The sequence below is a fragment of the Nocardioides sp. 616 genome (genome assembly GCF_002930065.1).
GTDB lineage: Bacteria > Actinomycetota > Actinomycetes > Propionibacteriales > Nocardioidaceae > Nocardioides > Nocardioides houyundeii.
Map to the genome: position 1 here is coordinate 167,853 of NZ_POAG01000019.1, position 14,591 is coordinate 182,443.

At 71.1% G+C, this 14,591-nt stretch carries 14 protein-coding genes; 11 read left to right on the forward strand and 3 right to left on the reverse strand.

Going from position 1 to position 14,591, the window contains the following annotated elements:
- The first annotated feature begins 21 nt into the window (after nucleotides 1-21).
- Nucleotides 22-864 (forward strand): GNAT family N-acetyltransferase, encoded by an 843-nt coding sequence (locus tag C5H89_RS12035; protein WP_104107254.1) that lies wholly within the window; start codon nucleotides 22-24, stop codon nucleotides 862-864.
- A gap of 98 nt (nucleotides 865-962) precedes the next feature.
- Nucleotides 963-2,732 carry a proline--tRNA ligase gene (locus tag C5H89_RS12040; protein WP_104107255.1) on the forward strand — a complete coding sequence of 590 codons (1,770 nt, stop codon included), beginning with the start codon at nucleotides 963-965 and terminating at the stop codon, nucleotides 2,730-2,732.
- 253 nt (nucleotides 2,733-2,985) lie between these two features.
- Here C5H89_RS12040 and C5H89_RS12045 read toward each other — a convergent pair whose 3' ends face one another.
- Nucleotides 2,986-3,429: a ferritin-like domain-containing protein gene (locus C5H89_RS12045; RefSeq protein WP_104107256.1), complete on the reverse strand. Its 444-nt coding sequence runs from the start codon at nucleotides 3,427-3,429 to the stop codon at nucleotides 2,986-2,988.
- On the reverse strand, nucleotides 3,426-3,923 hold the full coding sequence (locus tag C5H89_RS12050) for a hypothetical protein (RefSeq protein WP_104107257.1): 498 nt from the start codon (nucleotides 3,921-3,923) through the stop codon (nucleotides 3,426-3,428). The genes C5H89_RS12045 and C5H89_RS12050 overlap by 4 nt, the downstream gene beginning before the upstream one ends.
- Nucleotides 3,924-4,033: 110 nt before the next feature.
- Between C5H89_RS12050 and rimP the strand changes: the two genes are divergently transcribed.
- From rimP to C5H89_RS12085, 7 genes are all read left to right on the forward strand, one after another.
- Nucleotides 4,034-4,588: a ribosome maturation factor RimP gene (rimP, locus tag C5H89_RS12055; protein ID WP_104107258.1), complete on the forward strand. Its 555-nt coding sequence runs from the start codon at nucleotides 4,034-4,036 to the stop codon at nucleotides 4,586-4,588.
- Complete coding sequence (gene nusA / locus C5H89_RS12060) at nucleotides 4,588-5,562, forward strand: transcription termination factor NusA (RefSeq protein ID WP_104107259.1); 975 nt, start codon at nucleotides 4,588-4,590, stop codon at nucleotides 5,560-5,562. The genes rimP and nusA overlap by 1 nt, the downstream gene beginning before the upstream one ends.
- Before the next feature lie 123 nt (nucleotides 5,563-5,685).
- Complete coding sequence (locus tag C5H89_RS12065; protein ID WP_275887117.1) at nucleotides 5,686-5,946, forward strand: YlxR family protein; 261 nt, start codon at nucleotides 5,686-5,688, stop codon at nucleotides 5,944-5,946.
- A gap of 129 nt (nucleotides 5,947-6,075) precedes the next feature.
- Nucleotides 6,076-8,946 (forward strand): translation initiation factor IF-2, encoded by a 2,871-nt coding sequence (gene infB / locus C5H89_RS12070; RefSeq protein ID WP_104107261.1) that lies wholly within the window; start codon nucleotides 6,076-6,078, stop codon nucleotides 8,944-8,946.
- 70 nt (nucleotides 8,947-9,016) lie between these two features.
- Nucleotides 9,017-9,499, forward strand: a complete 483-nt coding sequence (gene rbfA / locus C5H89_RS12075; protein ID WP_104107262.1) for a 30S ribosome-binding factor RbfA — start codon at nucleotides 9,017-9,019, stop codon at nucleotides 9,497-9,499.
- On the forward strand, nucleotides 9,496-10,362 hold the full coding sequence (gene truB / locus C5H89_RS12080) for a tRNA pseudouridine(55) synthase TruB (protein WP_205304999.1): 867 nt from the start codon (nucleotides 9,496-9,498) through the stop codon (nucleotides 10,360-10,362). Before rbfA ends, truB begins: the two co-directional genes overlap by 4 nt.
- Before the next feature lie 25 nt (nucleotides 10,363-10,387).
- Nucleotides 10,388-11,323: a bifunctional riboflavin kinase/FAD synthetase gene (locus C5H89_RS12085; protein ID WP_104107264.1), complete on the forward strand. Its 936-nt coding sequence runs from the start codon at nucleotides 10,388-10,390 to the stop codon at nucleotides 11,321-11,323.
- A 16-nt stretch (nucleotides 11,324-11,339) separates the two neighbouring features.
- On the opposite strand, the gene C5H89_RS12090 is transcribed toward C5H89_RS12085, so the two are convergent.
- Entirely contained in the window at nucleotides 11,340-13,460 is a 2,121-nt protein-coding gene (locus C5H89_RS12090; protein ID WP_240181828.1) for a molybdopterin-dependent oxidoreductase, read from the reverse strand.
- Nucleotides 13,461-13,605: 145 nt separating this feature from the next.
- Between C5H89_RS12090 and C5H89_RS12095 the strand changes: the two genes are divergently transcribed.
- Both C5H89_RS12095 and rpsO read left to right on the forward strand, forming a co-directional pair.
- Nucleotides 13,606-13,872 (forward strand): DUF6458 family protein, encoded by a 267-nt coding sequence (locus C5H89_RS12095; RefSeq protein ID WP_104107266.1) that lies wholly within the window; start codon nucleotides 13,606-13,608, stop codon nucleotides 13,870-13,872.
- Between the two features lie 191 nt (nucleotides 13,873-14,063).
- Nucleotides 14,064-14,339, forward strand: a complete 276-nt coding sequence (gene rpsO, locus C5H89_RS12100) for a 30S ribosomal protein S15 (protein WP_101524083.1) — start codon at nucleotides 14,064-14,066, stop codon at nucleotides 14,337-14,339.
- Nucleotides 14,340-14,591 lie beyond the last annotated feature (252 nt).

Here is a 14,591-nt window from a genome sequence, read left to right on the forward strand (position 1 = left end):
GCTCGGTCTAGGCTCGCGGCCGTGACCACCGACGAGCTCCGCGTCCTCGGCGCCGCCGACCTGGCGGAGTTCCTGGCCCTCGCGGACGCCGACCCCGTGGTCAACGTCTTCGCCGACCACCGGGCGCGGACGACCGGGCTGGACCCGCGATGGCTCGGCGGGGAGGTCTGGGGGCGCTTCGTCTCCGGCCGGCTGGTGGCTGCCTGCCACGCCGGCGCCAACCTGGTGCCGGTCCAGTGCGACCAGGAGTCCGCGGCCCGTTTCGCCGAGCGCGCGGTCCAGGTGGGGCGCCGGGCCAGCACCATCGTGGGACCGGACGCGGCCGTGCGTCAGATCTGGCAGACGATCGACGGTGCCTGGGGTGCCGCGCGTGAGGAGCGGTGGCTCCAGCCTCACCTCGAGATCGCCGGTGATCCCCTCGTCGATCCCGATCCCGGTGTCCGCAACACCACGCGGGAGGACCTCGCAGCGCTCTACCCGGCGTGCGTGGCGATGTACACCGAGGAGGTCGGGGTCTCACCCGAGGCCACCGGCGGGGCAGAGCTCTACCGAGCCAGGATCCAGCAGCTGATCGCACGACAGTGGTCCTTCGCCCGGTTCGACGACGCCGGCGAGGTGATCTTCAAGGCGGAGGTGGCGTGCGTGTCGCCGTACGCCGCCCAGGTGCAGGGCGTCTTCGTTCCACCGCACCGCAGGGGCGAGGGACTGGCCACCCACGGCATGGCGGCGGTGGTGGAGCACGTGCGGCGCAGCATCGCGCCGGTCGTCTCGCTCTACCTCAACGACTGGAACCACCCGGCCCGCACCGCCTACGAGCGGGTGGGATTCACCGAGAGCGCCCGGTTCGCCACCATCATGTTCTAGGGGCTTGTTCCCAGGCGTGTTCCGCCAGTGCCGGGGCCCGGGCGCCGCGGCGCGCTCCGGTTCGTCGCGCGCCTCGACGCGCCAGTAGCCTGACCCCCATGATCCTGCGGATGTCCCAGCTGTTCCTGCGCACGCTCCGAGACGACCCGGCAGACGCGGAGGTGCCCAGCCACCGGCTGCTGCTCCGCGCGGGCTACATCCGCCGCGTGGCCCCGGGCATCTACACCTGGCTGCCGCTGGGGCTGAGGGTGCTGCGCCGCATCGAGGGGGTCATCCGGGAGGAGATGGACGCGATCGGCGCCCAGGAGGTGCTCTTCCCCGCGCTCCTGCCCAAGGAGCCCTACGAGGCCACCAACCGGTGGACCGAGTACGGCGACAACATCTTCCGGCTCACCGACCGCAAGGGCGGTGAGTACCTGCTGGGTCCCACCCACGAGGAGATGTTCACCCTGGTGGTCAAGGACCTGTACTCCTCCTACAAGGACCTGCCGCTCTCGATCTACCAGATCCAGACCAAGTATCGCGACGAGGCGCGGCCCCGCGCCGGTCTGCTGCGGGGCCGGGAGTTCGTGATGAAGGACTCCTACTCCTTCGACGTCGACGACGCCGGCCTGGAGGCCGCCTACCAGCGGCACCGTGACGCCTACGTCAGGATCTTCGACCGGCTCGGGTTCGACTACGTCATCGTGCGTGCGACCAGCGGCGCCATGGGTGGCTCGCGCTCGGAGGAGTTCCTGGCTCGTACCGACGTGGGGGAGGACACCTACGTGCGGTGCACCCACTGCGACTACGCCGCCAACGTCGAGGCGGTCACGGTCCGCGCGCCGGAGCCCGTGGACCACGACGGAGTGCCGCCGGCCCACGCCGAGGACACCCCGGCCACGCCCACGATCGCCACCCTGGTGGACCACCTGAACGCGCAGTACCCCCGCCAGGACCGCCCGTGGCACGCCGGAGACACCCTCAAGAACGTGCTCGTGGTGCTCAAGCACCCCGACGGCACCCGTGAGCCCCTGGCGATCGGCCTGCCCGGGGACCGCGAGGTCGACCAGAAGCGGCTGGAGGGTCAGCTCGAGCCCATAGAGGTCGAGGCCATGGACGAGGGTGAGCTGCGCAAGCACCCGACGCTGGTCAAGGGCTACATCGGGCCCGGGATGCTCGGGGAGGAGTCCGCCTCCGGCATCCGGTACCTGGTCGACCCGCGCGTGGTCGAGGGCACCCGGTGGGTCACCGGCGCCGACGCCGAGGGTCGCCACGTCATCGACCTGGTGGCAGGTCGGGACTTCACCCCGGACGGCACCATCGAGGCGGCCGAGGTGCGCGACGGCGACGAGTGCCCGGCGTGTGTCGAGGGCTCACTGGAGTCGGCGCGGGGCGTGGAGATGGGGCACATCTTCCAGCTCGGCCGCAAGTACGCCGAGGCGCTGGACCTGAAGGTGCTCGACGAGAACGGCAAGCTGGTCACCGTCACCATGGGCTCGTACGGAATCGGTCCCTCCCGGGCGGTGGCGGCGATCGCCGAGAACACCCTCGACGCCTCGGGGCTGTGCTGGCCGCGTGAGGTGTCCCCGGCCGACGTGCACGTCGTGGCTGCGGGCAAGGACCCCGCGGTGTTCGCCGCGGCCGAGCAGCTCTGTGCCGACCTGTCGGCCCAGGGGCTGGACGTGATCTACGACGACCGGGCCGGCAAGATCAGCCCCGGGGTGAAGTTCAAGGACGCCGAGCTCATCGGGGTTCCCACCTTGGTCACGGTCGGCCGGGGGCTGGTCGACGGCACCGTCGAGGTGCGGGACCGCGGCAGCGACGACCGGGTCGAGGTGCCGGTGGCGGAGGCGGCCGGCCGTATCGTCGCGGCGGTCCGAGGCTGACGGGATTGTTGCGGGTTTACGCACTGCAAGAACATGCAGGTGACAAGCCGTTACTCCGGTCCATTCTCTGCTGCATACTCATGTCAGTGAAGTGATCCTCGACCCAGGTTGAACTCCACGACGGACTGTTGCTGACCAGTCCACCAGGGCCCGCCGGCTCGGCTTTCTGGGGAAGATCTCGGGACTTCCCCAAGGAGTCGAGACCGCGGGCCTTCGGACTTTCCGGGCCGCTGTCCACGCGCGAGCGCCGCGCCTACAGCTCGTCGGCACCGGGGAACGACGTGGGCCGGGCGCCCCAGGCAAGCTCGGCCAGGGCGGTCTCGCCCAGGGCGCTGATGGCCCAGCGGCGCAACCGGCCCTCGCTCTGGCTCACCAGCTGGGCGTAGGCCCCCGCGCACTCTTGCTCGATCTCGAGTGCGGCCGCCGCCACCGAGGCAGGCGACCCGAGGGTCGGCAGGTGGTAGGCACTCGCGGCAGGAGTCGGCTCGACGCCTCGCCGCCGCAGGGCCGAGACCACGTCGTCGCGCCGTTCCCGGTGCACCGCATAGCGGGCGGTGATCAGGCCGTGCCGCGCAGGCTCGGCGGTCAACGACGTCTGGCCGCCCAGCAGACCGTAGAGCTGGACGGCGGCATGCTCCAGGCTCAGCACCGCCTGCAGGGCGCTCGAGGTCGTCCCCGAGGTGTCCGCGGTCGTCATGGGCTCACCCTGGCGGCCGCCGCGCTCGCCAGGTGCTGGTCGACCCCGGCGCTCATGCACGCCAGGACCCGGGCGAACCGGCCGCTACGGGCCTCACCCGCGCTGGCGCGCAACCAGGAGGCGTGCCGGCCTTCGGCCGACTGCACCCGGGTGAGGGCGCGGCGGGGAGCCGGTGGCACCGAGGGTGCCGGGGACGGGCTGGCCGAGGAGGTGTCCCCGACCGGGCCCAGCAGCGCCAGGTGGTCGGCATGCATCAGGTCGAAGGGGCTCAGGGTCGGCGCGAGTGAGGGGTGGGCGGCGACGGTCTCGCCGAGCATCGTCCGCAGCGAGAGCGTCCTGGCCAGGACGGCCGCGAGGAGAGCTGAGTCGGGGTCCGGGGGAGGGGGCTCGGTGCTGGCCGAGCCCTCGACATCGCATCCCGTGAGCAGGGCGCCCGCCCCCAGGGCGGCGACGAGCACGGCACGTCTGGACGGGGTGAGCTGGTACTCCGACACCGGACAACCCTACCGAGCCCTGGACGCTCCACGCGCCAGCGCCCGGACTCTGCCTCGGGGGTCGCTCGGGGCTATGGTGGGCGCCGACAACAGCACACGGAGGTCGACACATGAGCCAGGCCAGGAACGACGCCACTCGGAGCCGCATCGAAGCGGAGATCGCCGGCCCCCTGAGTGCGCTCGGTCTCGACGTCGAGGCGGTCGAGCTCACGCCGGCAGGCAAGCGCCGCGTGCTCCGCATCGCCGTGGACAAGGACGGCGGGGTGAACCTCGACGACGTGACCGAGGCGACCCGCGAGATCTCCGGGGTCCTCGACGACTCCGACGTGATGGGGGAGATGCCCTTCCTCCTCGAGGTGACCTCCCGGGGGGTGGACCGGCCGCTGACGCTGCCGCGGCACTGGAGACGCAACCAGGACCGCCTGGTGCGCGTCACCCTGGTGGAGGGGGAGCCCGTCACCGGGCGCATCCAGCAGCACGACGACGAGTCCGTGTCCCTCGAGGTCGAGGGAGCCACCGTGCGGATCGCCTACGCCGAGATTGTCAAGGCGCTGGTGCAGGTGGAGTTCAACCGCAGGAAGCAGGACGAGGGCCAGGACCCTGACGTGCACGAGGATCTGCACGAGGACATGCACGGGGACGAGAACGAGGACGAGGACGACTGATGGACATCGACCTGAGCATCCTGAGGATGCTGGAACGCGAGAAGGAGATCTCCTTCGACGTGCTCGTCGAGGCGATCGAGCAGGCGCTTCTCACCGCCTACCACAAGACCCCCGGTGCCCAGGAGCGCGCCAGGGTGACCCTGGACCGCAAGAACGGGCACGTCTCGGTGCTGGCCGCCGAGCTCGATGCCGAGGGCAACGTGGTGGCGGAGTACGAGGACACCCCGGACGGCTTCGGCCGCATCGCCGCGACCACGGCGAAGCAGATCATGCTGCAGCGGCTCCGGGACGCGGAGGACGACCTGCGATTCGGCGAGTTCGCCGGACGTGAGGGCGACATCGTCTCCGGCGTCATCCAGCAGGGACACAACCCCGACGACGTGATGGTCGACCTCGGCAAGCTCGAGGCCGTCCTGCCGGTGAGCGAACGCGTCCCGGGCGAGGTCTACGCGCACGGCACTCGCATCAAGTGCCTGGTGGTCTCGGTGCGCAAGGGCATGCGGGGTCCTCAGATCACCCTGTCCCGGACGCACCCGAGCCTGGTGAAGAAGCTGTTCGCCCTCGAGGTCCCCGAGATCGCCGACGGCACGGTCGAGATCGCGGCAATAGCGCGCGAGGCGGGGCACCGGTCCAAGATCGCGGTGCACTCCACGGTGGCGGGCGTGAACGCCAAGGGTGCCTGCATCGGGCCGATGGGCCAGCGGGTGCGCAACGTCATGGCGGAGCTGCACGGCGAGAAGATCGACATCGTGGACTGGTCCGAGGAGCCTGCGGAGTTCGTGGCCCACGCGCTCTCCCCGGCGCGGGTGACCTCGGTGGAGGTGCTGGACGCCGCTGCCCGTTCCTGCCGTGTCGTGGTCCCGGACTTCCAGCTCTCGCTGGCCATCGGCAAGGAGGGGCAGAACGCCCGCCTGGCGGCTCGGCTGACCGGCTGGCGCATCGACATCCGCTCCGACGAGCCCGACGAGGACTGAGCCTGGTCCCGGCTGCGCGCCCGCGGTGTGCTCCCGGTTCGGAATTACCTGGCGGCACCCGCTAAGGTTGAGTCAGTGGCACGTGCAACGGTATCCCCAGTCCTCAGCCCCATCAGGACCTGCGTGGGATGCCGGGAGCGGGCCACGAAGAGCGAGTTGTTGCGCGTGGTGGCAGGCAAGGGGCCAGACGGCCTTCCGGCCGTCGTCCCTGATCCCACCGCCACGTCACCAGGTCGCGGGGCGCACCTGCACCCCACGTCCGAGTGCTACGAACTCGCGGTGCGACGCCGAGCTTTCACCCGGGCCCTCAGGGTCCGCGAAGGGCTCGCCGTCACACCGCTGGGGGAGTACCTCACCGCTCACCCACCAAGATCGACACCGTGATCACCGACCAGAAACTGGAGCAGGCAGCTCATGAGCACTCGATGAGTACTTTCCGATGAGCCAGCACCACAACTAACGGTCCGAAAAACATCCCTTCGGGGCTCGGGCCAGAAGGAGCAGCGTTCTAACGTGGCCAAGACCCGAGTCCACGAACTCGCCAAGGAGTTCGGAGTCGAGAGCAAGTTCGTTCTCGAGAAGCTGAAGGAGATGGGGGAGTTCGTCAAGTCGGCATCGTCGACCGTCGAGCCCCCTGTCGAGATGCGCTTCAAGAAGCAGTACGGCGCCGAGCTGAAGAGCTCCGCGTCCTCAGCCCCGGCAGCGGAGCAGTCCGCGGCGGCACCTGCCGCCAAGCCCGGCCCCAAGCCCGCGCCGCGTCCCGCGGAGACCGCACCGGTCGTCCAGGACGTCGCGCCCGTCGTCGAGGCAGCCGCTCCAGCGGCCGCTCCCGCAGCTGCGCCCGCCGCCGCTGAGGCGCCGTCCCCGGCCCCCGCCCGCCCGGGCCCCAAGCCCGGACCCAAGGCCAAGCCGACCCCGGAGCCGGAGCCGGAGGCTCCTGTCGCACCCGCGGCCCAGGCCCCGACCGCCGAGGCGCCCGCCGCGGCAGCGCCGAAGGCCGCGTCCCCGGCAGCGCCGAAGGCCCCCACGCCCGCTCCGCGGCCCGTGGGCAAGCCCGGTGCGCCCCGCCCCGGCAACAACCCGTTCGCCCCGAGCCAGGGCATGGGCCGCCGTCCGGCTGCTCCTGCCGCGCCCGCGGCGCCCGGTGACGAGCAGCGTCCCCCGAGGCCCCCGGCCTCCCGCGAGGGCGGTGCCGCCGCGGCCCGTCCCGGGATGCCGCGACCCAACCCGGCGATGATGCCCAAGTCCCCCTCCTCCTTCGGTCGTGGCCCCGGTGGCCCCGGCGGCGGTCCTGGTGGACCGGGCGGACGCGGTGGCGCCCCCGGGCGTCCCGGCGCCCCGTCCCGTGGTGGAGCCCCGGGCCGTCCCGGTGCCGGTGCGCCTGCAGGCGGCCGTCCCGGTGGCTTCGGTCCGCCGGCCAGCGGTCGCCCGGGCCAGCGCCCGGGCCAGCGTGGCCAGACCCAGGGTGCCTTCGGGCGTCCCGGTGGTCCGTCACGTCGCGGCCGCAAGTCCAAGCGCGCCCGTCGCCAGGAGTTCGAGGCCATGGAGGCCCCGACCATCGGCGGCGTGCGCGTCCGCAAGGGCAACGGGGAGACCGTCCGTCTCCCCCGCGGCGCCTCGCTGACCGACTTCGCCGAGCGCATCAACGTCGACGCAGCAGCCCTGGTGCAGATGCTCTTCTCGCTGGGCGAGATGGTCACCGCCACCCAGTCCGTGGGTGACGAGACCTTCGAGCTGATCGGCGAGGAGCTCAACTACGTCGTCCAGATCGTCTCCCCCGAGGACGAGGACCGCGAGCTCCTGGAGTCCTTCGACCTGGAGTTCGGCTCCGACGAGGGCGACGAGTCCGACCTGGTCATCCGACCGCCGGTCGTCACCGTCATGGGTCACGTCGACCACGGAAAGACCAAGCTCCTCGACGCGCTGCGCAACGCCAACGTCGTCGCCAAGGAGGCCGGTGGCATCACCCAGCACATCGGTGCCTACCAGGTCCACACCGAGGTCGACGGCGTCGACCGCCGGATCACCTTCATCGACACCCCCGGTCACGAGGCGTTCACCGCCATGCGTGCCCGTGGTGCGCAGGCCACCGACATCGCGATCCTCGTGGTCGCGGCGGACGACGGCGTGATGCCCCAGACGGTCGAGGCGCTCAACCACGCCAAGGCCGCCGGAGTGCCGGTCGTCGTCGCGGTCAACAAGATCGACAAGCCGGAGGCAGACCCGACCAAGGTCCGTGGCCAGCTGACCGAGTACGGCCTCATCCCCGAGGAGTACGGCGGCGACTCGATGTTCGTCGACGTCTCGGCCAAGTCCGGGCTCAACCTGGACAAGCTCCTGGAGGCGGTCGTGCTGACCGCCGACGCGTCCCTGGACCTGCGGGCCAACCCCACCCAGGACGCCCAGGGCCTCGTGGTCGAGGCGCACCTGGACCGCGGTCGCGGCCCGGTCGCCACGGTGCTGGTCCAGCGAGGCACCCTGCGGGTCGGCGACTCGATCGTGGCCGGTCCGGCACACGGCCGGGTGCGGGCCATGCTCGACGAGTTCGGCAACGAGATCACCGAGGCAGACCCGGCACGTCCGGCGATGGTCCTCGGCCTCAGTGCCGTGCCGGGTGCGGGTCAGAACTTCATCGTGGTCGACGACGACCGCATGGCTCGCCAGATCGCCGAGAAGCGCGAGGCGCGCGAGCGTGCGGCCATGCAGGCCAAGCGTCGCGTCCGTCGTACCCTCGAGGACTTCATGGCCTCCATGGAGAAGGGCGAGAGCCAGGAGCTCAACCTCATCCTCAAGGGTGACGTGTCCGGCTCGGTCGAGGCCCTCGAGGACTCGCTGGCCCAGATCGACGTCGGCGACGAGGTCACGCTGCGGGTCATCGACCGCGGTGTCGGTGCGATCACCGAGACCAACGTCGACCTGGCGGCTGCGTCCGACGCCATCATCATCGGCTTCAACGTCCGGCCCCAGGGCAAGGCGGCTCAGATGGCCGACAAGGAAGGTGTCGAGATTCGCTACTACTCGGTCATCTACCAGGCGATCGAGGAGATCGAGGCGGCGCTCAAGGGCCTGCTCAAGCCGGAGTACGAAGAGGCCGTCCTGGGTCAGGCGGAGATCCGCGAGATCTTCCGCTCCTCCAAGGCGGGCAACATCGCCGGCTGCATGGTCACCTCGGGGACCGTGCGCCGCAACGCCAAGGTGCGCATCCTGCGCGACGGCAAGACCGTGGCCGACAACCTCGACCTGGCCTCGCTCAAGCGGGAGAAGGACGACGCCTCCGAGGTCCGCGAGGGCTTCGAGTGTGGTCTGGTGCTCAAGAACTTCCAGGACATCAAGATCGGCGATGTCGTGGAGTCCTTCGAGATGCGCGAGATCCCGCGCTCCTGATGTAACCCCCGTCGAGTCGGCGCTGGCCGCAAGGCTGGCGCCGACTCGGCATTTTCACGAAGGTAGGAACATGGGCAACGCACGGTCGCGCAAGATCGCCGACAGGATCCAGGTCATCGTGGCCGAGATGCTGGAGCGGCGGATCAAGGACCCCAGGCTCGGGTTCGTCACGGTGACCGAGGTTCGCGTCACCGGCGACAACCAGCACGCCACGATCTTCTACACCGTGCTCGGTGAGGAGACCGAGGTCGAGGCATCAGCCGCCGCCCTGGAGTCGGCCAAGGGGCTGCTCCGCTCGGAGGTGGCCAAGCAGCTCGGCATGCGTCTCTCCCCGACGCTGGAGTTCGTCCGAGACGCCCTGCCGGAGACCGCCCGCCACCTCGACGAGGTGCTCGCGGCGGCCAGGGCGAGCGACGAGGCGGTGGCGGCCCAGCGCGCCGGCGCCACGTACGCCAGCGAGGAGGACCCGTACCGCAAGCCCCGCGAGGTGGTTGAGGAGTCCGACAGCCCCGAGGCCGAGGTCGGGGACGACGAGGACGACGAGCGGGAGTGAGTGTGGAGCCCGGGCTCGTCGTCGTCGACAAGCCCGCCGGGATCACCTCGCACGGAGTGGTGGCCCGGGTACGTCGTCTGGCCGGAACCCGCAAGGTCGGCCACGCCGGCACCCTGGACCCGATGGCGACCGGGGTGCTCGTGCTCGGGGTGGACCGCGCCACGCGGCTGCTGGGACACCTCATGCTCACGGAGAAGGCCTACGACGCCACCGTGGTGCTGGGAGTTGCCACCGACACCGACGACGCCGAGGGCGAGCCCACGGCTCGTACGGACGCCTCGGGGGTGGACCCGGCAGCGGTGCGCACGGCGCTGGAGGCGTTCCTCGGGGACATCGAGCAGGTGCCCACCTCGGTCTCGGCGATCAAGGTCGACGGCAAGCGGGCCTACCAGCGCGTGCGCGAGGGCGAGGAGGTGGTGCTCCCCGCCCGCCCCGTGACGGTCCACGAGATCACGGTGTCGAGGATCGAGCCTGCCGGGGAGACGCTCGAGGTGGACATCAGCGTGCGCTGCTCCAGCGGCACCTACATCCGCGCCATCGCTCGCGACCTGGGCGCGGCACTGGGCGTGGGCGGCCACCTGAGTGCCCTGCGGCGTACCGCGGTGGGGAGCTTCGACCTGGGCACCGCCCGCGAGCTGGAGGAGCTGGAGGAGCACTTCGCCGTGCTCCCCATCGCGGAGGCCGCCCGGCGCAGCTTCGCCTGCCGCGAGCTCGACGAGGACCAGGCCGCCTCGGCTCGGGTGGGCCGGGCGCTCGCCCTCGACCTGGACGCGCTGACCGCGCTCTTCGCCCCCGACGGGCAGTTCCTCGCGCTGTACGAACCCACCCCGGACGGCGCGCGACCGGTCGCCGTCTTCGTGTGACCAGGCCGTGTGGCAGGCTGATTACGTGCAGATCTGGCGTTCGCTGACCGAGGTGCCCGCGGACGTGGGCCCGACGGTCGTCACCATCGGCAACTTCGACGGGGTCCACCTGGGACACCAGCACGTGCTGCGACGCGCCCGGGAGGTCGCCGACGACCTGGGTGTCGCGCGGGTGGTGGTGGTGACCTTCGACCCTCACCCCATCGCGGTGCTGCGGCCCGAGCACGCCCCGCCGATCATGACCTCGATCCAGACCCGGGTGCGACTGCTCGGGGACGCCGGGGTCGACGACGTGCTCGTCATCCCGTTCGACCGGGACATCGCGGGCTGGAGCCCGGAGGAGTTCATCGACCGCATCCTGGTCGAGGCGCTCGATGCCCGGGCGGTGGTGGTGGGTGCGAACTTCCGCTTCGGCAAGCGTGCGGCCGGTGACCTCGCCCTGCTGCGCGAGGTCGGGGCGGTCCGCGGCTTCGCCGTCGAGGGCGTCGCCCTGGACGGGGGTCCGCAGGTCTGGTCCTCCACCTATGTGCGCAACTGCCTGGCCGCCGGTGACGTGGCGGGGGCCGCGGAGGCGCTGGGACGCCCGTTCACCGTCCGCGGCGTCGTGGTGCAGGGGGACCAGCGCGGACGGGGACTCGGCTTCCCCACCGCCAACGTGCCCACCGCCGCCATGGCCGCGGCTCCCAGCGACGGCGTGTACGCCGGGTGGCTCACCAGGCTCGACACCGGGGCGCGCTACCCGGCGGCGATCTCCGTGGGGACCAACCCCACGTTCGCGGGGGAGCGCGAGCGTCGCGTGGAGTCCTACGTGCTGGACCGCGACGACCTGGAGCTCTACGGCGTGGAGGTCGAGGTCTCCTTCGTCGAGCGGTTGCGCGGCATGGTGCGGTTCGAGGGAGTCGACTCCCTCATCGAGACTATGCACGACGACGTACGCCGGACCAGGCTCGCCCTCGGCTGATCGGCCGAGTGCGGACTCACTCGGCGGTGACGGTGACGACCACCCCGCTCAGCCCGGCGTTGCCGGAGACATCGAGGATCTCGGTGTCGGTGAGGTCGTTGATCGAGACGCCCTCGACGCTCGCGGCGCGGTGCATGCGGCTGCCCGGGCGCCCGTGCCCGTAGCCGTGGGGCAGTGACACGACGCCGGGCATCATGTCCTCGCTCGCCTGGACCTCGACCACCACGCTGCCCACCGCGGAGGCCACGCGCACCCGGCTGCCGTCGGCGATGCTCCGCGACGCCAGGTCCTGGGGGTGCATCAAGAGCTGGTGCCGGGCCCGGCCCCGGGTGAGCCGCTCGGCGTTATGCATCCAGGAGTTGTTGTCGCGCTGGTGCCGGCGACCGATGAGTTGCAGCGAGCCCGCGGGTGGGGCGACCGCGGCGTCCAGCCGCGACAGGTCGTCGAGCACCAGGTCGGGGGCTGCGTCGATCCGGCCGTCCCGGGTGTGCAGCCGGTCGGGCAGCCGGCCCTCCCGGAGGGGACCCAGGTCGATCCCGGACGGAGCGCGTCGCAGCGCCCGCAGGGTGACCTTCGAGGAGCCGGTCCGCAGCAGCAGGGCGACCGTCCTGGTGGGGGAGACCGCGAGCCGCGCGCGGGTGACCAGGCGCTTGCGCACCGACGACCTCCGCTCCAGCCGCTGCCCCAGGCGGCGTACCAGTCCGGCGTAGATCTGCCAGTCGTGACGCTGGTCGGCGCTCTTGGCGAAGACCGCGGGGGAGAAGCGCGCGGTGTTCCGGACCGCGAGAGCGTTGAAGACCAGGTCGTAGTGGTCTCGCTCCAGGTGTGAGGTGGGCGGCAGGATGACGTCGGCGTGCCGGGTGGTCTCGTTGATGTAGAAGTCGACGGCTGCCATGAAGTCCAGCCCGCCCAGAGCCCGGTCGAGCCGGGCGCCGTCGGGGGTGGAGAGCACCGGGTTCCCGCTCATGGTGAGCAGGGCCCGGACCTGTCCCGGCCCGGGGGTCTCGATCTCCTCGCTCAGGACGGCCACCGGCAGCTCCCCGCTGGTCTCCGGCAGTCCCCGGACCCGGCTGTGCCACACGCCACGATGCCCGCGGCCGACGAGGCCGCGGCCCACGACGTCGATGGCCGGCGTGGTGAACATCGCGCCCCCGACGCGGTCGGTGTTGCCGGTGAGCAGGTTGAGCAGCTGCACCCCCCACTGGGCCAGCGTGCCGAACTCGGTGGTGGAGACGCCGATGCGCCCGTGCACCACGGCCCGCCCTGCGGTGGCGAGCTCCCGGGCCAGGGCCCTGATCCGGTCCGCGGGTATGCCGCTGGCGCGCTCGGCCCGCTCCGGCGTCCGGTCGGCCAGGGCGGCCGCCACCCGGTCCAGCCCGTCGACGTACGCCGCGGGGCGGGCCAGGTCCTCGGTGATCAGCACCCGCGCCATGGCCAGCAGCACGTGGACGTCGGAGCCGGGGCGGATGAACAGGTGCTCGTCCGCGACGCGCGCTGTCTCGGTCCGGCGGGGGTCCACCACCACCATCCGGCCGCCCCGTGCCTTGAGCTCGCGCAGACGCGCTGGGAAGTCCGGGACGGTCATCAGGGAGCCGTTGGAGGCCATCGGGTTGTAGCCGAAGGCCAGGAAGAGCTCGGTGCGGTCCAGGTCGGGGATCGGGAGGAGCAGCTGGTGGCCGTACATCAGGTGGGCCAGCAGCTGATGGGGGAGCTGGTCGACCGAGGTGGCACTGAAGCGGTTGCGGGTGGGGATCGCCTTGGCCAGGGCCGCGCCGTGGGTCATGGAGCCGAGGCTGTGCACGTTGGGGTTGCCGAGGTACACGCCGACAGCGTCCGCGCCGTGCTCGTTCACGATGCCCGAGAGCCGGTCGGCGGTCAGGTCGAGGGCCTCGTCCCAGCCGATCTCCTCCCAGGTGGGGTCCTCGACCGGGCCCCGACGGCGCACGGGCGCGCGCAGCCGGTCCGGGTCGACGAGCACGTCGGCGATCGCCACGCCCTTGGGACAGATGTGACCGCGGGAGAGGGGATCCTCGGGATCGCCGCGAACCGCTGTCACGGCACCATCGGTGAGCTCCAGACGCAGTCCGCAGATGGCTTCGCACAGGTTGCAGGTCGAGGTGCGAGTGATGGTCGTCACACGGCGCATCCTGCCACGCGGTCGCTCGTTGCCGGCGACGAAGAATTTTGGATGGCTCGCCCTAGCATGAACAACCGCCGAGGTGGGTATGCCTGAGCGGGGCGCCGCACACGGCGGCCTTACTCGACATGGACGGAGACCGCAGATGGGCTACGGAGGCGCAGTCGGACTGATCGTGGTGGGACTCATCCTGTCCCTGGCGGTCAACAAGGAGCAGGTGGGCCCGGTCAACCTCGGCACGATCGGGTGGATCCTCGCGATCGCGGGCGTGGCGCTGCTGGTGCTGAGCATCGCCCAGCAGAACGCGCGCCGGCGCACCAGCGCGGTGGCCACCACCACCGATGCCCAGGGTCGACAGGTCACCACCGAGCGTCACATGGAGACCGACCCGCCGGCCCCGCCGGTGGCCTGAGCCAGCTGCACCACCGCCAGCGGGCTCTCGATTGGGAGCCCGCTGTCGTGCGCTGTTAATCTGATCCGGTGTCCCCGTGTCATGCGGGGCCACGTGCCGTCCAACGGCCGCGGATCCAGAGTGCCCGGGTGAACAGGCCCCGGCGCGCCGCGCAACGAGTGAGCCCCAGGTGGGCCGGAAGGAGCCTTCGCATGTCAATCGGTACCGACGCGGAGACCAAGAAGAAGATCATCGCTGAGTACGGCACCACCGAGGGCGACACCGGTTCGCCCGAGGTGCAGATCGCACTGCTCAGCCACCGCATCTCGCACCTCACCGAGCACCTCAAGCAGCACAAGCACGACCACCACAGCCGTCGTGGTCTGCTGCTGCTCGTCGGCCAGCGCCGTCGTCTGCTGAACTACCTGCAGAAGACCGAGATCGAGCGCTACCGCTCGATCGTCGAGCGCCTCGGCCTGCGACGCTGATGTTGCGGAGGGTCCACCCGTGCGGGTGGGCCCTCCCACGCATTTTTCGCTAACATTTCAACCGTGGGCGTGGCCCGCACGCACAACTGAACACCAAAACCCATCAGGAGCGACCCGCCGATCCGGCTCGGTCCTCGGTAGTGGCCCTCAGGAAAGAGCTCGCGAGAGCGAGACGTTCTTGGCCTGCGAGCCTCGATCGAAGACCGGCCCACCCCCGTTGGGGGCAGGTCAACCGCGTGGTCGCTCCGCGAA